Origin of the sequence: Aeromonas sp. R7-4, assembly GCF_040908055.1 — a bacterium.
In the GTDB taxonomy this organism is placed as follows: Bacteria; Pseudomonadota; Gammaproteobacteria; order Enterobacterales; family Aeromonadaceae; genus Aeromonas; species Aeromonas sanarellii.
In genome coordinates, this window is record NZ_JBFODA010000054.1 from 62,898 (window position 1) to 83,389 (window position 20,492).

Below are 20,492 nucleotides of genomic sequence, written 5' to 3' on the forward strand. Positions count from 1 at the left end.
GTCGAAATATGGATTACGGCACCTTCCGCGGCCTGTACACCCTGCTGTTGATGGCCATCATGATCGGCATCATCGTCTGGGCCTACAGCAAGCGCCGCAAGGCCTCCTTCGACGAGGCCGCCAACCTGGTCTTTGCCGACGACGAGCAACCCAGTGCTGATAACAAGAACGCAGGAGCGAAGCAATAATGAGCACTCTGTTTAGCATTTTTGTGACCGTCATCAGTCTTGGCACCATTCTCGGCTGCTTCCTGCTGCTGGCCTGGTGCATGAGAGACAAGATGGGAACCGAAGAGGGCAAGCCCATGGGCCACGCCTTCGACGGCATCGAGGAGATCAACAACCCGTTGCCGAAGTGGTGGTCCTATATGTTCCTCTTCTTCATCGTCACCGGGCTCATCTACCTGCTCGCCTTCCCGGGCCTTGGCAACTTCAAGGGTCTGCTGGGCTGGCAGAGCTCCAACCAGGACGTTCGCTCGCTGGCCGAGTCCAAGGCTGCAGCCGAGTCTGCCAAGGCCGAAGGGCGCGCGGTGGAGTACGACCGTGAGCTTGCCAAGGCCGACGAGGTCTATGGCGCCAAGTTCCGCGAGCTGACCTATCAGGCGGATGGCAAGAACTACAAGGAGATCACCGAGATCGCCAAGGATCCTGAAGCCCTGAAGGTGGGTCAGCGCCTGTTCCTGCAGAACTGCTCCCAGTGCCACGGCTCCGATGCCCGCGGTGGTCGCGGCTTCCCGAACCTGACCGACAGCGAATGGCAGTGGGGTGGCCAGCCCGACCAGATCAAGACCACCATCATGGGCGGTCGTCAGGGGGTCATGGCCGCCTGGGGCGAGATCCTGGGTCAGGACGGGGTGAAGGAGGTGGCCTCCTACGTGCTGAGTCTCTCCGGCCGCAAGGTGGATCTGGTGGAAGCCAAGAAGGGTGAGGCGCGCTTCGCCATGTGCGCCGCCTGCCACGGCCCGGATGCCAAGGGCGGCATCGCCTTCGGGGCGCCGGATCTTACCAACAACACCTGGCTTTACGGCGGCTCCCGTCAGGTGGTCGAGCAGACCATCACCCACGGGCGTCACGGCGTGATGCCAGCCTGGAAGGATATACTTGGTGAAGACAAGGTCCACCTGCTGGCATCCTATGTCTATAGTTTGTCCCACCAGGCGCAGTAACATAAGCAGTAACATGTGATAAGCACGTGATTACTCAGCAAAAAGCCTCGACTCTTCGAGGCTTTTTGTTATCTTGTGTTGGCTGAAAAGCCTCCATTTTGTTAATCATAGGTTTCGGTAACACCATGTCCCAACCCTGGTATCGCCAATTCTGGCCCTGGTTCATCATCGCCCTCCCCTGCGCCGCCGTCATCGGCAGCATCGCCACCGCCATCATCGCCAGCCAGGACGGTGTCAACCTGGTGGCGGAGGACTATTACAAGCAGGGCAAGGAGATCAACCAGGATCTCAGCAAGTTCGATCGCGCCGAGGCCCTCGGCATCCGCATCGCCCTCTCGGTCAGCGACAAGGAGCTGACCCTGAAACCCCTGTCGGGAGACATTCCCCCCGGCCAGGCGCTGCGCCTCTCCCTGTTTCATCCGACCCTGGCGGGCCTGGACAGCGAACACCTGCTGACGGCCGACGGCAACGGCGTCTATCGCCTGCTGCTGGAGAAACCCGTCACCGGCAAATGGCATGTCCGGGTCGACGCCTTCAATCATGAATGGCGCCTGCAGGAGACGACACAACTGCCGACCCGGGCCCCCGTCGAACTCGATCCCAAGGGACGTTGAACCATGGAGGAGCAGCAGCCGTCTCCCGGCATGCGCGCCTCCTCCCTTATCTTGCCCACGAGGGCTGCTGCAAAGAGGGATCATGCCCATGACCGGCTGTTTTCACTGTGGTGAACCGGTTCCCACTGACAGTCACTTTACCCTAGAGATCAAAGGCATAGTCCAGCCCATGTGCTGCCCCGGTTGCCAGGCCGTGGCGCAGACCATTCTCGAGTGCGGCCTCGCCAGTTACTACGAACACCGCACCGCACCGGGCAGCAAGGGGGAGCTGGTGCCGAGCGAGCTGGCCGCCCTCACCCATTATGATCTTGCCGAGGTGCAACAGGACTTCGTCACCGAGACGGGCACGGGGAGCCAGCGAATGCGGGAGATCCAGCTCACCGTGGAGGGGCTGACCTGCGCCGCCTGCGCCTGGCTTATCGAGCGCCACTTGAGCAAGCTCTCTGGCCTGCACTATGTCAACGTCAACACCACCACCCACCGCGCCCGCATCAAGTGGGATCCGGAGAGGCTTAGCTTGAGCGACATCCTCAAGGGCTTCGCCAAGATAGGTTACCGCGCCTACCCCTTCCAGACCCACAGCCAGGAGGCGCTCTACGCCCGCGAGGTGCGCAGCTACATGTTCCGCATGGCGCTGGCTGGCCTCGGCTCCATGCAGGTGATGATGTGCGCCGTGGCGCTCTACATGGACCTCTTCATCAGCGTGGAGGAGGAGTTCATGATCTACTTCAAGTGGATAAGCCTGCTGCTCTCCACCCCCATCATGATCTACTCGGCCCAGCCCTTCTACCTGGGGGCCTGGCGCAGCCTGAAGCAGGGCCACCTCTCCATGGACGTCTCGGTGTCGCTGGCCCTCATCGGAGCCTTCGTCGCCTCCCTCTGGGCCACCGTCTCCAACACCGGCGAGGTCTATTACGACTCCATCACCATGTTCGTCTTCTTCCTGCTGCTGGGGCGCCTGCTCGAGCTGAGAGCCAGGCGCAAGGCGTCGGAGTCCAGCTCCAACCTGGCGCGCCTGGTCCCCGTCATGGCCACCCGGATCGACGACGATGGCGAGCGCGAGGTGGCGGCCAAGACGCTGCGGATCGGAGACAGGGTCCGGGTGCTGGCCGGTGCCACCCTGCCTGCAGACGGCCTCATTCTCCAGGGTCAGGCCAGCCTCAACGAGGCCATGCTGACCGGCGAGCAGTTGCCGCTGCTCAAGCAGGCGGGAGATCCCGTCTACGCCGGCACCATCAACACGGACGCGCCGCTGGAGATACGGGTCAGCCACCCCATCGAGGAGTCACGCCTCGCCCAGATCATGCGCCTGCAGGATCACGCGCTGGACGACAAACCCGCCATCGCCCAGCTGGCGGACGTGCTATCCCGCCACTTTATCCTGGTGCTGCTGGTGATTGCCGCCTTGGTCTGGACCTTCTGGCACTTCCACGCCCCCGAGCGCGCCTTCTGGGTCACTCTGGCGGTGCTGGTGGCGACCTGCCCCTGCGCCCTGTCGCTGGCCACCCCGACCGCGCTCACCTCGGCCACCGCCCATCTCACCCGCAGCGGCATCTTGCTGCGCCGCGGTCATGTGCTGGACATCTTGACCAAGGCCAACCGGGTGGTGATGGACAAGACGGGCACCCTGACCACGGGCAACATCAGCCTGGTGCAGACTCGGACGCTGGCCGAGCTCGACGAGGCACAGTGTCTGGCCATAGCCCAGGCCCTGGAGGCCTACTCCGAACACCCCATCGCCCGCGCGTTTCGCAGCCAGCCCGTGGTGTACGGGGTGCTGCCGGCTGCAAGCGACGTCACTCCCGTCATCGGTCACGGCATAGAGGGCAAGATAGCGGGCAAGCCTTATCGCCTCGGCAGCGCCCGCTGGCTCGGGCTGGCTGATGACGAGGATGCCGCACAAGGGTTGGCCATCTACCTGGCCGACGAGCACGGGCCCTTGGCCCGCTTTGTGCTCGCGGATACCTTGCGTCCGGATGCCAGGGCGCTGATCCAGGCCTTCCAGGCCGCCGGTCTCCAGACCACCATACTCACCGGTGACGGCTCGGCCCAGAGCGACAGGCTGGCCCGGGAGCTGGGAGTCGACGAGCTGGTCAAGGGGGTCACCCCGGATGGCAAGCTGGCGTACCTCAAGGCCCGGGAGGCGGCCGGGGATATCAGCATCATGGTGGGGGACGGCATCAACGATGCCCCGGTGCTGGCCGGTGCCCACGCCTCCTTCGCCATGGCGGGAGGCACGGATCTGGCGAAGAACAGCGCCGACGCCATCCTGCTGGCGGACGATCTCTCCCGCCTGCTGGCCGCCCGCACCCTGGCGCTGCGCACCCGCAAGATCATCAAGGAGAACTTCGCCTGGTCCATCGGTTACAACCTGCTGGTACTGCCGCTGGCGGCGAGCGGCTGGCTGCCCCCCTATCTCGCGGCGGCAGGCATGTCCTTAAGCTCCCTCATCGTGGTCACCAACTCCATGCGGCTCAATCGCTGATCCCGGCCATGGATTGAACGGCCAGCCTGCGTGGCGGGCCACATTTCTCGCCAATGGCGGCTGGCTCTGGGCCCGAACGGGGTTAACATGAGCCGAGTCGTCAAAGCGACTCCTTCACCAAGGTAGAGATCATGAACATCATCTTCGTCCTCATCCCCATCGCCATCCTGTTCGTCATCATCGCGGGCGTGGTCTTCTTCTGGGCCATCCGCTCCGAGCAGTTCGAGGATCTCGACAGGCAGGGCTCCAACATCCTGTTTGACGAGGAGCAGCCGGCCCCCCGGGAGAAGACGCCAGAGGAGGACGGCAAGCATCATGACCACCAGCCTTGATCTGATGGGGGCCCTGCTGGTGGGGCTGGCGGGATCCGGTCACTGCATCGGCATGTGCGGCGGCGTCTCGGCCGCGCTCTCCATGGCCATTCCCGCCCGGAAGCAGCACTTCTGGGGCCGGCTCGGCTATCTGCTCAACTACAACCTCGGCCGGATCCTGAGTTACGTGATCGCCGGCGCCCTGGTGGGGGGGCTGCTGGCCACCACCAGCGAGCTGGGTGCGGGCAGGCACGCCCTGGCAGGGCTGCGTCTCATTGCGGCCCTGCTGATGATAGCGCTCGGCCTCTATCTGGCCGGCTGGTGGCAGGGTGTGCTGCTGCTGGAGCGCATGGGCGCCAGACTATGGCCCCATATCAAGCCGCTGGCGGGCAAGTTTATCCCCTTCACATCGGCCTGGCAGGCCCTTCCCTTTGGCATGGTATGGGGCTGGCTGCCCTGCGGCCTGGTCTACTCCATGCTGACCTGGAGCGCGGCGGCAGGCTCGGCCGGTGGCGGGGCACTCATTATGCTCTTTTTCGGCCTCGGCACCCTGCCAACCCTGTTTGCCCTGGGGGGGCTTGCTGATCGGCTGCGTTACTGGCTGACCCTGCGCAGCCTGCGCCTGGGCGGCGCCTTGCTGCTCATGGCATACGGACTTCATACCCTCTGGATCGGGCTGGCATCCTTTTGAAACCCTATCCAAAACGGATGAGATGGTGGTAAACTTGTTTGATATAAATCAATTATTCATTTGAGCCTATGATCCCGGACAAGAAACCTGGCAGACGTATTCAGAGCGGTGGCTGTGCAATTCATTGCCAGGATTGCAGCATCAGCCAGCTCTGCATCCCCTTCACCCTGAACGACAACGAGCTCGATCAGCTGGACAGCATCATCGAGCGCAAGAAGCCGATCCAGAAGGGTGAAGAGTTGTTCAAGGCCGGCGACGAGCTGAAGTCGCTCTACGCCATCCGTTCCGGGACCATCAAGTCATACACCATCACCGAGCAGGGTGACGAGCAGATCACCGCCTTCCACCTCGCCGGCGATCTGGTCGGTTTCGACGCCATCCACAAGCAGGCACACCCCTCCTTCGCACAGGCACTGGAAACCGCCATGGTGTGCGAAATCCCGTTCGACGTGCTCGACGATCTCTCCGGCAAGATGCCCAAGCTGCGCCAGCAGATCATGCGCCTGATGAGCAACGAGATCATGGGGGATCAGGAGATGATCCTGCTGCTCTCCAAGAAGAACGCCGAGGAGCGCCTCGCCGCCTTCCTGCACAACCTGTCGGTACGCTTCTCCGAGCGCGGCTTCTCCGCCAAGGAGTTCCGCCTCTCCATGACCCGGGGCGACATCGGCAACTACCTCGGCCTCACCGTCGAGACCATCAGCCGTCTGCTCGGCCGCTTCCAGAAGTCAGGGCTCATCAGCGTCAAGGGCAAGTACATTACCGTGCTGGATCACGTGGCCCTCGGCGTCATGGCCGGCGCTACCCGTCCCCCCTGCGGCTGATTTCCCCCGCCCACCCCATTCTCAGCCGGATCTGTTCGCCCTGAAATTTGATCCGGCACACCTTCCCGCCTCCCCCCTTGGACTAAGCTGTAATGGCTAAAGAGTTGCCATCATTGGCCTTTTTGCCAAGGAGGAGAACATGGTCAAGTACCGAAACATTCTGGTGGTGATCAACCCGGAAGAGGAGCGCCAGATCGCCCTCGAACGCGCGGTCAAGGTCGCCGAGCTGGAGCAGGGCGCCCAGCTGACCCTGCTCCTGACGATCTACGACTTCTCGTATGAAATGACTGCCATGCTGTCGGCGGACGAGCGGGAAGAGATGCGCCATGGCGTCATCGCCCAACGTCGGGAGTGGCTCGACGAGATCCTCCAGCCTTACCGAGACAGGGGGGTGGAGTGCGAGGTGAAGGTGCTGTGGCACAATCGTCCCTTCGAGTGCGTCATTCAGGAGGTGCTGGAGCAGCGCCACGATCTGGTGGTCAAGGCGACCCACAAGCACTCCTTCCTGCAAACCTTCATCTTCACCCCGACCGACTGGCACCTGCTTCGCAAGTGTCCCTGCCCTGTCCTGCTGGTGAAGGAGGGTCACTGGCAACGGGGCGGCAGCCTCATCGCCGCCATCAACTGCTCGAGCGATGACAAGGAGCAGAAGGTCCTCAATGATCGCATCACCCGCGAGGGGATCGCCATCGCCGAGCTGCTCGGCGCCAACCTCTATCTGGTCAACACCTACCCGGGCACCCCGGTCAACGTGGCCATAGAACTGCCCGAGTTCGATCCCAACGCCTACAACGACGCCATCCGCAAGCATCACGAAGACCTGCTGAGGGAGCATGCCGATCAGTTCGGCATCAACCACATGTGGACCAAGGTGGCGGAGGGTCTGCCGGAAGAGGTGCTGCCAGACATGGCGGACGAGCTCAAGGCCACCCTGATGATCATGGGCTGCGTCGGTCGCACCGGGCTCTCCGCCGCCCTGCTCGGCAACACGGCGGAGCACGTGGTGGACAGGCTCAACTGCGACATTCTCATCCTCAAACCCGACGATTACAGCTGCCCGGTGGATGACAGGCGGCATACCGCATAAGCGTTTCTTGCCCTCCCCCGGGACATGGCTATAATAAGCCGCTTATTTTTGTCCCGGGTTTGAGGCCATGCTAGAAGAGCTTAACGCCAAAGAGAAATACAGTTTCAACAAGCTGCAGAAACGCCTGCGGCGCAACGTGGGCCAGGCCATCGCCGACTTCAACATGGTTGAAGAGGGTGACAAGATCATGGTCTGCCTGTCCGGCGGCAAGGACAGCTTTGCCATGCTCGACATCCTGATGAGCCTGAAGGCCAGCGCCCCCATCCATTTCGATCTCGTGGCCGTCAACCTGGATCAGAAGCAACCCGGCTTCCCCGAGCACGTGCTGCCGGAATACCTGAGCACCCTCGGCATCGACTTCAAGATCGTCGAAGAGGATACCTACGCCATCGTCAAGGAGAAGGTGCCGGAGGGCAAGACCACCTGCGCGCTCTGCTCCCGCCTGCGCCGCGGCATCCTCTACCGTACCGCCCAGGAGCTGGGTTGCACCAAGATTGCCCTCGGCCATCACAGGGACGACATCCTCGAGACCCTGTTCCTCAACATGTTCTACGGCGGCAAGCTGAAATCCATGCCGCCCAAGCTAGTGAGCGACGATGGCAAGAACGTGGTGATCCGCCCGCTCGCCTACTGCAAGGAAAAAGATCTGGTGCGCTATGCCGAGGTCAAGGCCTTCCCCATCATCCCCTGCAACCTCTGCGGCTCCCAGGAGAACCTGCAGCGCCAGGCCATCAAACAGATGATGCAGGAGTGGGATCGCCGCTTCCCCGGCCGTCTCGAAACCATGTTCACCGCCATCCAGGACGTGATCCCGAGCCACCTGCTCGATCACAAGCTGTTTGACTTCAAGAGCATCAACCGGGACTCCGGCATCATCGACGGGGGCGACAAGGCATTCGACCCGCCCGAGCTGCCCAAGGCGCCGCTGCTGGACATCGACGAGATGGACATGCTGGACGTGATCGAGGTGCGCTGAGCACCCTGCCAGCGAGCACGAAAAAGGAGCGCGATGCGCTCCTTTTCTTTGCCTGTCTGGCACCCGGCTTCTTCAGCCCTTGTGCAACCAGGGGGTCAGCCGCAGTATCTCTCCCTGCAGTTGCAGCCTGCCGTTGGCAAAGGCCGCCAGCTGGGCATTGCTCAGCAGCAGTTGCCCCTGCTGCCAGGGCACCGCCTCCTGGCGGGCGCCCTCGACTAGGTAGGCCGTCCCCGAAGGCGCCACCAGGGAGAAGCGCACCCCTTCCATCTGCGGCAGGAAATACTTGCCGACCATGCCAGCCATCTTGTCGAGCAACTGCTGCATCTGCTGCTGGCGCAGGGCGATCTCCGCCAGCGGCACCTCGGGGGTGGCGGGGGCGTCAGCCATCACCTGCACCGACATGTCGCAGGCGGCGTGTGGCTCGGCGAGCTCGACCACCACGGTCGCCTTGTCCAGATTGAGATCATCGTCGTAGGGCAGGCGCAGCTCGCTGTCCACCGTGACCTCGGCAGGCACATCCCTGTCCGGGGTCGAGACCCTGGCCGAGGCGAGCCCGCAGCGCCGGCCATTTTGCGGATCGGTCAGATAAAACCCCAGCCTGGCGTGGCCGAACTCCCCCTTGGCGAAGGTTTTCATCTGGCTGTAGAAGGTGCCGTAGGCCAGCTCCAGGGACGGCGCCGCCTGCCCCAGCATGGGCACCAGCAGCAGGGCCGCCGCCACCCCGTGTCGATTCGTCATATGCCATCCTCTTGCATCTTGCCTTCTTCTGGGCCGACATCGGCCATCGCCACGGCCTGCCCGTCAGGCATTGAAATGGTCCGGCCCCTGCCCACCGGCGTTGTCCGCCACCTCGGTCACCTCCACGGCGACGCCGCACAGATCCCGGTAGAGGATCCCCTTGCAGTTGAAATAGAGGGGCGCCACCCAGACAAGCCCCAGCCCCATGGGGATCAGCGCCAGGAAGAAGAGCGCCAGCATGACCCCGTGCAGCAACACTATGCTGGGCCAGCCGCGGGCAAACAGCCTGAGGGAGACCAGAATGGCCTGGGCCGGTGACAGGCCGCGCTCCAGCACCAGGGGGACGGTGAACACCAGACCCATGCCCACCAGGGCAGAGGGAATGAAGGCCAGCATCACCGGCAGTCCCAGCAGTTCGAACAGGGGGCCGAACAGGCTGGTGATCAGGCTGCCGAGCAGGCTCAGGCTCCCCAGGCGCAGGAAGTGGCGAAAGAAGTCGAACACCTGGCTCGGCCGGGCCCGCACTCCCACCGACTGCTGCAACCCCAGCATGTCGAGGGAAGAGGTCATGGGGGACATGATCACTGTGATGAGCAAGCTCAGGATCAGGGCCATGTCCATGTCCCCCCCTTCCTGGGCGACATGGGGGGCCAGCAGGGTATTGCTCAGCAGGATCCAGATTGCCATGACACCGGCGATGGCCAGCGCCAAGCCGAAACCGGTCCGCCGGGTCTGCTGCCACGCCTCTTTCAGCACCCCTTGCAGGTCCAGACGGTATCCCTGGCTGAGGGACTGTTCGAGGGTTCCACCGATCCGCATTCTATTACTCAATTGACTATCCAACATTCACTAGCGACTGATCCAAGGTGGCACATTATAGCGGTTTGACCAGGCATGCGTAGCCGTTTTTCCTGTTATCTTCCGTTCAGAAAGCCGTTGATACCAGCCGCAAAAATACGGCCAGCCCTGGCAGCGCACTCCGTGGCTTGGCCCCCGCCGTCAACGGGCGTAGGATGATGCCTGGACCCGTCAGACTCTGGTGCACTCATCGGCGGGTTCCTTCCCCCATCGCTCACACAAGGAGAACGGCCATGTCCGAACTGACCCTCTATCTCGCCCCCGGCACCTGTGCCATGGCGGTCCGCATCGCCCTGGTGGAAGCCGGCGCCCCACACAGGGTCAAGCGCCTCGATCTGGCCGCCGGCGAGCAGCGTACTCCTGAATATCTGGCCATCAATCCCAAGGGCCGGGTACCGGCCCTGGTCACCGAGCAGGGCGTGCTGACCGAGACCCCAGCCCTGCTGCTCTACGTGGCCCAGCGCTTCCCGGAGGCCAAACTGGCGCCCCTGGAGGACCCCTTCCTGCTGGCCCGCATGCAGGAGGTGCACAGCTTCCTCGCCTCCACCGTGCACGTCGCCCACGCCCACGGCCGGCGTGGCAGCCGCTGGGCCGATGAGGCGCAGGCCATCGCGGCCATGCTGGCCAAGATGCCCCAGAACATGCGCGAGGGTTTCGACCAGATAGAGCGCCACTACCTGACCGGTCCCTGGGTGCTGGGGGAGCGCTTCAGCCTGGCCGACATCTACCTGTTCGTGGTGGCAAGCTGGCTCGAGAGCGATGGGGTGGCCATCGACGAGTTTCCCGGGGTGGCGGACCACTACAGGCGCATGCAGGCCCGCCCCGCCGTGCAGGAGGCGCTCGCCGTCTGATCCCGCCCCATTCTGTCGCTCTTCCCTCGAGGCACCGACCCCGCTCCCGGGCACCCGGTTCCTATGACCTGACGGGTGCTCTTCTGGCACCCCTTTTTCCTCTTTTGATCCCCATCACTGAGATCGTTTTCACATTTTCGTCATCTGTACCTAGACCCGTTAACGGTTAGCGCCTATCTTTCGCATCAACGACGCAACCGGTTGCGTAACCGGTTGCCCTGCTCAATATCGGATATGCGGTCACAAACCGCCGAGGTGCTGTATGAAACGAGGCAAGCTGCTCAACGCTCCCCTGAGTTCGCTGGTGGCCCACATGGGCCATACCGACGAGATCACCGTCTGCGACGCCGGGCTGCCCATACCGGCGGGTCCCGAGCGCATCGATCTGGCGCTGATGGCAGGCACTCCCAGCCTTGACACAGTGCTGAGCGCCCTGCTCACCGATCTGGTGGTGGAGAAGGTGATCATGGCGAGCGAGATCAAGCTGATCAGCCCCGCCGCTCACCAGGCGCTGGTGGATCAGCTGGAGGCGCACGCCGCTGCCCAAGGCAAGCCCATCACCATAGAGTACTGCCTGCACGAGGCATTCAAGACCCGCACCCGCCAGAGCAAGGCGATTGTGCGCAGCGGCGAGGTGACCCCCTACGCCAACCTCATCCTCTGCGCCGGTGTGGCGTTCTAAGTCTTGGAGGACGCAGCCATGAGCACAAGCTCCCCGCTCCCCTCGCCCATTCTGGAGCTCGCCGGGATCGTCAAGACCTTCCCCGGGGTACGCGCCCTCGACGAGGCGGGCCTCAAGGTCTATCCGGGCCAGGTGATGGCCCTGCTCGGCGAGAACGGCGCCGGCAAGTCCACCCTGATGAAGGTGCTGACCGGCATCTATCAGGCCGATGCGGGCACCGTCAGCTACCGCGGCCAGCCGGTCCACTTCAAGGGCCCTCGTGACTCCCAGGATCAGGGGATCAGCATCATCCACCAGGAGCTGAACCTGCTGCCTGAACTGTCGATTGCCGCCAACATCTTTCTCGGCCGCGAGCCCCGTACCCGTTTTGGCAGCATCGACCACAAACAGCTGCGCGAGCGGGCCAGCGGTCTGCTGGCCCGTCTGGGCGTCAGACACGGCCCAGACACCCGACTCGGGGATCTCTCCATCGGCGAACAGCAGATGGTGGAGATCGCCAAGGCGCTGTCGTTCGATGCCAGCGTCATCATCATGGACGAGCCCACCGATGCGCTGACCGACACCGAGACAGAGCAGCTGTTCACCGTCATTCGCGAACTGCGCCAGCAGGGCTGTGGCATCGTCTACATCTCCCACCGTCTCAAGGAGATCTTCGAGATCTGTGATCGGGTCACAGTGCTGCGGGACGGCAAGTGGATCGGCGAGCAGGCGGTGAGCGATCTCGACGAAGACAGGATCATCGAGATGATGGTGGGCCGCCGGCTGGAGGAGCAGTACCCGCGCCTGGTGCGCGAGCTCGGCCCTATCAGCCTGCAGGTCAAGGATCTGGCCGGCCCCGGCGTGCGCGGGGTGAGCTTCTCCCTGCGTCAGGGGGAAATTCTGGGCTTCAGCGGCCTGATGGGTTCTGGCCGTACCGAGCTGATGAAGCTCATCTACGGCGCCAGCCCCATCAGCAGCGGTGACATCACCGTGGATGGTCACGCCCTGGTCCCCAGGAGCCCGGCCGATGGCCTGGCGGCCGGCATCGCCTACATCTCCGAGGATCGCAAGGGCGACGGCCTGGTGCTGGAGCTCTCCGTGCGGGAGAACATGAGCCTCTGTGCCCTCGGCGAGTTCATCCGCGCCGGCAAGATTGACGGCCAGGCCGAGCGCCAGGCGGTGGGGGACTACGTGCGCCTCTTCAACATCAAGACCCCGAGCCAGGATCAGCTGATCAAGCTGCTCTCCGGCGGCAACCAGCAGAAGGTGGCCATCGCCAAGGGGCTGCTGACCCGGCCCAAGGTGCTGATCCTGGACGAGCCGACCCGCGGCGTCGACGTGGGGGCCAAGAAGGAGATCTATCAGCTCATCAACCAGTTCAAGCAGGAGGGGATGAGCATCATCCTGGTTTCCTCCGAAATGCCGGAAGTGCTCGGCATGAGCGATCGCATCCTGGTGATGCACGAGGGGCGCATCAGCGCAGAGTTCAATACCCGGGACGCCAATCAGGAGAAGCTGATGGCGGCCGCCGTGGGTAAACAGTGGCAAGCAGAGCAAGAGGCAGCACAATGACAACCCAAACCCTTCCCCGCCGCGGCATCATGAGCAAGGCCTGGTGGATCGAGAACAAATCCCTGGTGGCGCTGCTGGTGCTGATCGGCGTGGTCTCCTTCCTGAGTCCGAACTTCTTCACCGCCGACAACCTGCTCAACATCCTGCGCCAGACCTCGGTCAACGCCATCATGGCGGTCGGCATGACGCTGGTCATCCTCACCGCCGGCATCGATCTCTCGGTCGGCTCGGTGCTGGCCCTGTGCGGCGCCCTGGCCGCCACCATGGTCGCCATGGAGCTGCCTATCGCCCTGGTGATCCCCCTCACCCTGGGGGCCGGCGCCCTGCTCGGCGGCATCAGCGGTCTCATCATCGCCAAGGGCAAGGTGCAGGCCTTCATCGCCACCCTGGTCACCATGACCGCCCTGCGCGGCATCACCATGGTCTACACCGAGGGGCGTCCCATCTCCACCGGCTTCAGTGACGGCGCCGATCACTTCGCCTGGCTGGGGACCGGCTACCTGCTCGGCCTGCCGGTGCCCATCTGGTTGATGGCCATCGTCTTCCTGCTGGCCTGGTACCTGCTCAACCACACTCGCCTGGGCCGCTACATCTATGCCCTGGGCGGCAACGAGTCGGCCACCCGCCTCTCCGGCATCAATGTGGATCGGGTCAAGCTCGCGGTCTACGGTCTGTGCGGCATGCTGTCGGCACTGGCCGGGCTCATCGTCACCTCCCGCCTATCCTCCGCCCAGCCGACTGCCGGCATGGGTTACGAGTTGGATGCCATCGCCGCCGTGGTGCTGGGGGGCACCAGCCTGATGGGGGGCAAGGGCCGCATCATGGGGACCCTGATAGGCGCCCTCATCATCGGCTTCCTCAACAACGCCCTCAACCTGCTCGACGTCAGCTCCTATTACCAGATGATCGCCAAGGCCAGCGTGATCCTGCTCGCCGTGATGATCGATAACAAAAGCAACCGTTGATACCACAAGCCACACACAAGGAATGAAATGATGAAAAAGCTCAATACCCTGCTCGCTGCCGCCATCATGTCCGTGCTGGGTACCGCCCAGGCCGCCGATCAGACCCTGGCCATGGTGGTCTCCACCCTCAACAACCCCTTCTTCGTCACCATGAAGGAGGGGGCCGAAGCCAAGGCCAAGGAACTTGGCTACGAGCTGGTGGTGCTGGACTCCCAGAATGACCCGGCCAAGGAGCTCTCCAACGTGGAAGATCTCACCGTGCGCAAGGTCAACGCCATCCTGATCAACCCGACCGACTCCGAAGCCGTGGGCAACGCCATCCGTCTGGCCAACAAGGCCAGCATCCCGGTGCTGACCCTGGACCGCGGTGCGGCCCAGGGTGAGGTCAAGGCCCACATCGCCTCCGACAACGTGGCGGGCGGCAAGCTGGCCGGCGACTTCATCGCCGAGAAGCTGGGCAGCGGCGCCAAGGTGATCCAGCTCGAAGGGATCGCCGGCACCTCCGCCGCCCGTGACCGCGGCGAAGGCTTCGCCCTGGCGGTGGCCGCCAACAAGCTGGAAGTGCTGGCCTCCCAGCCCGCCGACTTTGACCGCACCAAGGGTCTGAACGTCATGGAGAACCTGCTGGCGGCGCACCCGACCGTGCAAGCCGTGTTCGCCCAGAACGACGAGATGGCGCTGGGGGCCATTCGCGCCGTGCAGGCCGCCGGCAAAGAGGTGATGATCGTGGGCTTCGACGGCACCGACGATGGCAAGGCCGCCGTGGCCAAGGGTAAACTGGCCGCCACCGTGGCCCAACAGCCGGCCCTCATCGGCGCCATCGGCGTGGAAACCGCCGACAAGGTGCTCAAGGGCCAGCCGGTGGAAAAATCCATCCCGGTACCGCTGCAGATCGTCAACAAGTAAGTCCGTGGGGGGAGGCTCGCCTCCCCCTTTCTTCGGCAGAGCCTCCCGATCTGGGCCCACCCAGATCAAGATGTTCTCAACAAGGGTGATAGGAATGAATCGTCTCGTAGTCCTCGGCAGCGTCAATGCGGATCATGTGCTGCGTGTCCCCCACTTTCCCCGCCCCGGTGAAACCCTGACCGGCCACAGCTATCAAGTGGTGCCCGGTGGCAAGGGTGCCAACCAGGCGGTGGCCGCCGCTCGGTTAGGTGCAGAAGTCTCCTTCATCGCCCGCATCGGCGATGACGCCATCGGCCACCAGATGAAAACCGGGTTTGCCAACGACGGCATCGATGTCAGCGCCGTCGAGCTCGACCCCAGGCTCCCCACCGGCATCGCCATCATCTATGTGAGCGACGAGGGGGAGAACAGCATCGGCATCTCCGCCGAGGCCAACGGCGCCCTCACCCCGGCCGTGGTGAAAGGCCACGAAGGACTGATCGCCGCTGCCCACACCCTGTTGCTGCAGCTGGAAGTGCCCCTGGAGACTGTGCTGGAGGCCGCCCGTCTGGCCCGTGCCCACGGCACCCGGGTGGTGCTCAACCCCGCGCCTGCCCGGCCGCTCTCGCAGGAGCTGCTGGCGCTGGTGGATCTCATCACCCCGAACCAGACCGAGGCGGAGCTGCTGACCGGGGTCAAGGTCACCGACGAGGCGACTGCGGCCCAGGCCGCCGCCCGCTTCCACCAGATGGGCATAGCGGAGGTGATGATCACCCTGGGTTCCCAGGGGGTCTATTGCAGCAACGGGACACAACAGCAACTTATTCCAGGCTTTCGGGTCAAGGCGGTGGACACCACGGCAGCAGGCGACACCTTCAACGGTGCCCTGCTGGCGGCCGAGCTCGCCGGCGCCGACTTCCACGACGCGGTGCGCTTCGCCCACGGCGCGGCGGCGCTCTCTGTGACCCGCTTCGGGGCCCAGAGCTCCATCCCGAGCAAGCAGGAGGTGGAATCCTTCCTCCTTGAACAGACAGCGCAGGGACACTGATGGCCAATATCAAGGAGGTGGCGGCGCAGGCGGGGGTCTCCACCACCACAGTCTCCCATGTCATCAACGAGACCCGTTTCGTGGCCGAGGAGACCCGGGAGCGGGTCTTCGCCGCCATGCGCGAGCTCAACTATGCCCCCAGCCTGGTGGCCCGCAGCCTCAAGGTGAAGGAGACCAACAGCATCGGCATGCTGGTTACCACCTCCAGCAACCCCTTCTTCGCCGAGGTGGTGCGCGGGGTGGAGCGCTACTGCTTCGAGCAGGGTTACAACCTCATGCTGGGCAACACCGAGGGACAGGCCGAGACCGCCCTCTCCTACCTCAAGATGATGCTCAGAAAACGAGTGGATGGCCTGCTGATCATGTGCAGCGAGGGGCAGCAGGAGGTGTTCAACCAGCTCGACTGGCTCAAGAGCCTGCCGGTGGTGGTGATGGACTGGGGCATGGAGAACGGCGAAGTGGATCTCATCGCCGACAACTCCCATCGCGGCGGCTACCTGGCGACCCGCCACCTGCTGGGGCTGGGTCACACCGCCATCGGCTGCATCACGGGTCCCCACAAGCGCGCCCCTGCCGATCAGCGGCTGGCGGGCTTCGAGCAGGCGATGCAGGAGGCGGGGCTAGCCGTCAATCCGGGCTGGATCCAGGAGGGGGACTTCGACTGCGCCAGCGGCGCCGCCGCCATGACCCGCCTGCTGGCACAGCCCGTGCGTCCCAGCGCTCTTTTTGTGTGCAACGACATGATGGCCATGGGGGCCATCAGTGCCGCCCATCAGGCGGGGCTGGTGATCCCGCGCGACCTCTCCATCGTCGGCTATGACAACGTGGCACTGGCCCAGTATATGTCGCCGCCACTCACCACGGTCAATCAGCCCAAGGAGGAGCTGGGCCGCCTCGCCGTCACCCGGTTGCTGGCTCGCATCAACGGCGAGCAGATAGACAATCGCAGGATCACCGTGGAGCCGGATCTGGTGATCAGGCACTCCTGCGCCCCCTTCCCCTCCCCGGACGGCAAGGACTCCTGAGGATCAGCAGATATGAGAAGGGCGGCCCGAGCCGCCCTTTTGCATTTCCTTGCCCCGTCAATAGGGCTCGCGCTGCTTGAGCACGTCGCCCTGCCCCGCCGCCTCCGTACGGTTCAGGCGCCGCAACCCCAGTTGCCTGGCAAGGGGGTGCAGCAGGGCAAGGTGATCTGAGGGGTCGGGCAGCCAGTAGTGGATCGGCCAGCCCGCCTGCAAGAGCGCGGGAACCCGGCTGCCGAGCTCACCCAGCGCCAGCACGCAGTCACGCTGGCGCACCTTGTCCAGCAGGGCCGCGTCCTCCGTCAGGGTCGGCAGCGCCAGGATCAGTGCTCCTTGTGGCAGGGACGGCAGGAAGGCCAGCACATGGGCCAGTTGCGACGGCTGGCGCAGCGCCAGCAGCAGGGGCTGGCGGAGATCCGCGTCCATCAGCAACCTGGCCACCACGGGACCGAGAACGCCGCGCTCCTGCATCCAGTCCACGTCACACACCTGCTGCCCCACCCGCCAGCGCACGCCGATGGCCGTCACCCGCTCTCCCCGCTCGTCTTGCAGGGGCTCGAAGACGGTCTCCAGGGGCGAGGGCGCCGCCCCCGCCAGCCACTCCCGCAACTGGTGCAGTTGCCGCTGGTTCATGCTGAGGGTCGCCTTCATCGCCGACTGGTACCAGACCAGGGTGCCATTGCTGCGTTTGGCTTCATTCAGTGCCAATATGGCCTGCTCCAGCAGCTGCTCGGCCTCCTCGCCCCCCTCGACCCTGGCCACCCCGAAGCGGCAGGCGAGGTCGAAACTGCTCTCCCGGGTCACGAACTCGAACTGCAGCAGATTCACCATGGCCTCCATGCGGGCCTCGAGCTCCTCATGGTCGGTGGCCAGCACCACGGCAAATTCATCTCCCCCCAGGCGATAGGCCAGGCCGGGACAGGCTTGCCGCAGCCTCGCGGCGACCGCCTGCAACAGGCGATCACCGACCTGGTAGCCGAGCAGATCATTGACCTGCTTGAACCGCTTGAGATCGAGCACCACCAAGGCCTGGATCCGGCCCCGCTGCAGGGACTGCCTGAGCTGCCCCTGCAAGGCCCGGCGGTTGCCCAGCCGGGTCATGGGATCGAGCAGGGAGAGCCGGCGATTCTGCAGGTTGGTGCGGATCAGGGCGAAGACCAGCACGCCCCCCATCACCAGCAGGATCAGCTGCCAGATCTGGATCCAGAACAAGCTCTGACGCAGCTGGTTGAGGGACGCCTCCCGCTCCTGACCGGAGAGGATCTGATCCCCTATCAGCTCCACCTGGCGGGTCAGGTCGGCAATCCGGACCAGCGCCCGATCGAGGGCCTCGCCCTTTTGCAGCGCACCGGCCTGGACCTGGGACTCCAGCATTTTGATCTCGTCAAACAGCCTGGTCAACACCTCGCCCAGCCCATGCCGGGTGCGGGCATCTGCGGTTTCGGTGCCGACCAGAAACACATCCAGCCGGTTCCACAGCAGATCGTAATCCAGGCTCAGGGTCTCCATGTCGAGGCCGTCGGCCCGGTAGAGGCGCAGGTCGTAGAGGAAACGCTGGGATTCCAGCATCACCTGGCTGATGTTCCAGTGGGTGTTGCGGTAGAAGATGTCGACCAGCTGTTCGTGCCGGCTCTGCAGATAGAGGCCCCACACGGAGGAAAACAGGAAGCAGAGCGAGATGGCTGCCAGCAGCAGATTGTGGCGCTGTCGACGGGTCACTTGACGACCTCGATGCGGATCGTCTGCCAGACCATGTTGTTGTGGATGGCGGAGACATCCATCTCGGGGTGCGCCGAGAGAGGGATCAGCAGCCAGAGCGGCCCCTTGTTGCGGCGGGTCAGCGGCTTGCCATCCTGATGGCGCACCAGGGTGAGCGGCACCTTGGCAAACAGGGAGAGATCGACCCGTTGTCGGTAGCCATTGAGCGCCACCACATCGAGCACGCTGGCCCCGGCGGCCCCTTGCGCCGCCAGCACGCTGACCAGGGTCGGACCGCGGTAGCGGTGGACACCGACGGTCCAGGGGGTGGCCGTCTCGAATTCCACCTGGGGCAAGGCGGCCAGTGCCGCCTCGTCCAGGGTGACTTCCCGCTTGTCCGGCAGGATCAATTGCAGCAGGGGAGTAGCAGCCTGAGTCCCGAATGAGATCAGCACCAGCAGAAGGGAAATGAACCCGAACTTTCGAATATCCATATATGTTTCGCCAGCCACATCCTTGTTGTTGGAGTCAGTGTGGCGACTTCATAGAGCCAATGCAACTGTGTTTATTCTCAATAGTTATGAGCCACGCATCTCCATCCAGTTGTGCCCCTCTATCTGTCTGGGCTGGTGCACGCCGCAGCTTTGCAGCAGTTCGTCCACGAAGGCCGGCACCAGCAGGGATGCCGGGCCGTAGCGCTTCTCGTCAAACTGGCTTCCCACCTCGCTCGGCTCTAGATTGAGCTCCACTGTATGGGCTCCGTTCAGGCCGGCCTCATGCACGAAGCCGGCAGCCGGATACACGGCGCCGGACGTACCGATGGAGAGGAAGAGATCGCACTGGGCCAGGGCGGAATAGATGCGATCCAGCCCGAGCGGCATCTCGCCGAACCAGACCACATGAGGCCGTAGCGGCTGGGGCAGCTGACAGCAGGAGCAGAGCTCGTGCTGGTGGAGATCCCCGCGCCATTCGATCACCTGGCCCGACCCCGGGCAGCGCGCCTTGAGCAGCTCCCCGTGCATGTGGATGAGGTTCTTGCTGCCCGCGCTCTCGTGCAGGTTGTCGATGTTCTGGGTGATCAGGGTCACGCGCCCGGGCAACAGGCGCTCGAGGCGGGCCAGGGCATAGTGGGCAGGGTTGGGGTGGATCTCGTCCCGCTGCAACTGATGGCGCCGGGCATTGTAGAAGCGTTGCACCAGTTCGGGATCTCGCGCATAGCCCTCCGGGGTCGCCACGTCTTCCACCCTGTGTTCCTCCCAGAGGCCATCACAGGCCCGAAAGGTCTTGATACCGGATTCGGCCGAGATGCCGGCACCGGTGAGGATCACGATATGTTTGGCTGACTGCACCATGGTTGTTCTCCTCCAACGGGTGACAGGCTGACCTTAGCACAAGAGAGGGGGCCGGCCCATTCGCCCTTGGTCTTATGGCCGGGCAGCAATACGACCCGCCAGGACGCTCAGGTCCAGCCTGGCGAAGACCATCTCCCGCCCCGTCACCAGGGTCAGCGGCAGCCCCAGCCCCTTCAAGAGCGCCAGCATGGGCCGATTCTGGCCCAGCACCTCGGCGGTCCACTCCCGGATCCCCTCCCCGTGCGCCAGCAGGGCCAGCGCCAGCAGGATGCGCCGCCCGGCGCCGCGATGCTGGAAATGATCCGCCACTATGCAGGAGAACTCGGCCCTGTCGGGATGCAGGCGCCGGCGCACGGACTGGGCCATGGCCAGCGGCAGGCCCTGCTCATCGGTGAGCAGCAGCCCTATCTGGGGCGCCCTGGGGTAGTCGAGAAAGAGCGCGAGCTGCTCCGGGGTCGGGGGCTGCTTGGCGCGCATGAAGCGCAGGTAGACGCTTTGCTCGCTCAGCGCCTCATAGGCGGCCCGCACGCGCTCGGGATCGCTGCCAGCCAGCTCCTGCAGCCGGCAGCGCACCCCGCCCACGGTCATCTTCACCGGCAGGGAAGCCCGCGAGACGGGGGACGTCCAGCCGCTCAGACCCCTGTCCAGGCGCGCCTCATCGAGGGGCCAGCAGAGATAGTGCGGCACGG

At 64.1% G+C, this 20,492-nt stretch carries 22 protein-coding genes; 16 read left to right on the forward strand and 6 right to left on the reverse strand.

The features are described from left to right. The first annotated feature begins 8 nt into the window (after nt 1–8). The 9 genes from AB5Y72_RS14405 to ttcA all read left to right on the forward strand — a co-directional run bounded on the left by AB5Y72_RS14405 (nt 9) and on the right by ttcA (nt 8,153). A complete protein-coding gene (locus tag AB5Y72_RS14405) occupies nt 9–188 on the forward strand; it encodes a CcoQ/FixQ family Cbb3-type cytochrome c oxidase assembly chaperone (RefSeq protein ID WP_042076232.1) in 180 nt (59 codons plus the stop codon). Beyond that, complete coding sequence (gene ccoP, locus AB5Y72_RS14410) at nt 188–1,165, forward strand: cytochrome-c oxidase, cbb3-type subunit III (protein WP_042076230.1); 978 nt, start codon at nt 188–190, stop codon at nt 1,163–1,165. Before AB5Y72_RS14405 ends, ccoP begins: the two co-directional genes overlap by 1 nt. Nucleotides 1,166–1,290: 125 nt before the next feature. Further along, nucleotides 1,291–1,779, forward strand: a complete 489-nt coding sequence (locus tag AB5Y72_RS14415) for a FixH family protein (protein ID WP_042076229.1) — start codon at nt 1,291–1,293, stop codon at nt 1,777–1,779. Nucleotides 1,780–1,867: 88 nt separating this feature from the next. Continuing rightward, nucleotides 1,868–4,264, forward strand: a complete 2,397-nt coding sequence (locus tag AB5Y72_RS14420) for a heavy metal translocating P-type ATPase (RefSeq protein WP_325782675.1) — start codon at nt 1,868–1,870, stop codon at nt 4,262–4,264. Nucleotides 4,265–4,395: 131 nt separating this feature from the next. Beyond that, nucleotides 4,396–4,596: a cbb3-type cytochrome oxidase assembly protein CcoS gene (gene ccoS, locus AB5Y72_RS14425; protein WP_318161387.1), complete on the forward strand. Its 201-nt coding sequence runs from the start codon at nt 4,396–4,398 to the stop codon at nt 4,594–4,596. Continuing rightward, the gene (locus AB5Y72_RS14430; RefSeq protein WP_325782673.1) at nt 4,580–5,266 is read left to right on the forward strand and encodes a sulfite exporter TauE/SafE family protein; all 687 of its coding nucleotides are present in this window, start codon (nt 4,580–4,582) and stop codon (nt 5,264–5,266) included. The genes ccoS and AB5Y72_RS14430 overlap by 17 nt, the downstream gene beginning before the upstream one ends. Before the next feature lie 68 nt (nt 5,267–5,334). Further along, a complete protein-coding gene (locus AB5Y72_RS14435) occupies nt 5,335–6,090 on the forward strand; it encodes an FNR family transcription factor (RefSeq protein ID WP_042076225.1) in 756 nt (251 codons plus the stop codon). Nucleotides 6,091–6,229: 139 nt separating this feature from the next. After that, complete coding sequence (uspE, locus tag AB5Y72_RS14440; RefSeq protein WP_209792386.1) at nt 6,230–7,177, forward strand: universal stress protein UspE; 948 nt, start codon at nt 6,230–6,232, stop codon at nt 7,175–7,177. Nucleotides 7,178–7,244: 67 nt separating this feature from the next. Next, on the forward strand, nt 7,245–8,153 hold the full coding sequence (gene ttcA / locus AB5Y72_RS14445) for a tRNA 2-thiocytidine(32) synthetase TtcA (RefSeq protein WP_042074174.1): 909 nt from the start codon (nt 7,245–7,247) through the stop codon (nt 8,151–8,153). Nucleotides 8,154–8,225: 72 nt separating this feature from the next. Here ttcA and AB5Y72_RS14450 read toward each other — a convergent pair whose 3' ends face one another. Together AB5Y72_RS14450 and AB5Y72_RS14455 are read right to left on the reverse strand one after the other, a co-directional pair. Continuing rightward, nucleotides 8,226–8,891 carry a DUF2987 domain-containing protein gene (locus tag AB5Y72_RS14450; RefSeq protein WP_325782672.1) on the reverse strand — a complete coding sequence of 222 codons (666 nt, stop codon included), beginning with the start codon at nt 8,889–8,891 and terminating at the stop codon, nt 8,226–8,228. 63 nt (nt 8,892–8,954) lie between these two features. Next, complete coding sequence (locus AB5Y72_RS14455; protein ID WP_216990289.1) at nt 8,955–9,710, reverse strand: hypothetical protein; 756 nt, start codon at nt 9,708–9,710, stop codon at nt 8,955–8,957. Nucleotides 9,711–9,982: 272 nt separating this feature from the next. On the opposite strand from AB5Y72_RS14455, the gene AB5Y72_RS14460 reads away from it, so the two are divergent. The 7 genes from AB5Y72_RS14460 to AB5Y72_RS14490 all read left to right on the forward strand — a co-directional run bounded on the left by AB5Y72_RS14460 (nt 9,983) and on the right by AB5Y72_RS14490 (nt 16,756). Beyond that, nucleotides 9,983–10,600: a glutathione S-transferase family protein gene (locus tag AB5Y72_RS14460; RefSeq protein ID WP_209792389.1), complete on the forward strand. Its 618-nt coding sequence runs from the start codon at nt 9,983–9,985 to the stop codon at nt 10,598–10,600. Nucleotides 10,601–10,862: 262 nt separating this feature from the next. Next, complete coding sequence (gene rbsD / locus AB5Y72_RS14465) at nt 10,863–11,282, forward strand: D-ribose pyranase (protein ID WP_216990290.1); 420 nt, start codon at nt 10,863–10,865, stop codon at nt 11,280–11,282. A gap of 18 nt (nt 11,283–11,300) precedes the next feature. Continuing rightward, nucleotides 11,301–12,833: a ribose ABC transporter ATP-binding protein RbsA gene (rbsA, locus tag AB5Y72_RS14470; protein ID WP_216990291.1), complete on the forward strand. Its 1,533-nt coding sequence runs from the start codon at nt 11,301–11,303 to the stop codon at nt 12,831–12,833. Next, complete coding sequence (gene rbsC, locus AB5Y72_RS14475; protein WP_042074184.1) at nt 12,830–13,798, forward strand: ribose ABC transporter permease; 969 nt, start codon at nt 12,830–12,832, stop codon at nt 13,796–13,798. The genes rbsA and rbsC overlap by 4 nt, the downstream gene beginning before the upstream one ends. A gap of 30 nt (nt 13,799–13,828) precedes the next feature. After that, nucleotides 13,829–14,704, forward strand: coding sequence for a ribose ABC transporter substrate-binding protein RbsB (gene rbsB / locus AB5Y72_RS14480; protein ID WP_209792394.1), 876 nt, complete (start codon nt 13,829–13,831; stop codon nt 14,702–14,704). Nucleotides 14,705–14,798: 94 nt separating this feature from the next. After that, on the forward strand, nt 14,799–15,731 hold the full coding sequence (gene rbsK / locus AB5Y72_RS14485; RefSeq protein WP_325782671.1) for a ribokinase: 933 nt from the start codon (nt 14,799–14,801) through the stop codon (nt 15,729–15,731). Further along, a complete protein-coding gene (locus tag AB5Y72_RS14490; RefSeq protein ID WP_325782670.1) occupies nt 15,731–16,756 on the forward strand; it encodes a substrate-binding domain-containing protein in 1,026 nt (341 codons plus the stop codon). Before rbsK ends, AB5Y72_RS14490 begins: the two co-directional genes overlap by 1 nt. A 57-nt stretch (nt 16,757–16,813) precedes the next feature. Here AB5Y72_RS14490 and AB5Y72_RS14495 read toward each other — a convergent pair whose 3' ends face one another. From AB5Y72_RS14495 to AB5Y72_RS14510, 4 genes are all read right to left on the reverse strand, one after another. Beyond that, entirely contained in the window at nt 16,814–18,472 is a 1,659-nt protein-coding gene (locus tag AB5Y72_RS14495) for a diguanylate cyclase (protein WP_325782668.1), read from the reverse strand. Beyond that, entirely contained in the window at nt 18,469–18,945 is a 477-nt protein-coding gene (locus tag AB5Y72_RS14500) for a hypothetical protein (RefSeq protein WP_042074189.1), read from the reverse strand. Before AB5Y72_RS14500 ends, AB5Y72_RS14495 begins: the two co-directional genes overlap by 4 nt. 84 nt (nt 18,946–19,029) lie before the next feature. After that, nucleotides 19,030–19,803 carry a Sir2 family NAD+-dependent deacetylase gene (cobB, locus tag AB5Y72_RS14505; protein WP_042074190.1) on the reverse strand — a complete coding sequence of 258 codons (774 nt, stop codon included), beginning with the start codon at nt 19,801–19,803 and terminating at the stop codon, nt 19,030–19,032. Between the two features lie 72 nt (nt 19,804–19,875). Beyond that, a complete protein-coding gene (locus AB5Y72_RS14510) occupies nt 19,876–20,490 on the reverse strand; it encodes a GNAT family N-acetyltransferase (RefSeq protein ID WP_216990297.1) in 615 nt (204 codons plus the stop codon). Nucleotides 20,491–20,492: the final 2 nt, after the last annotated feature.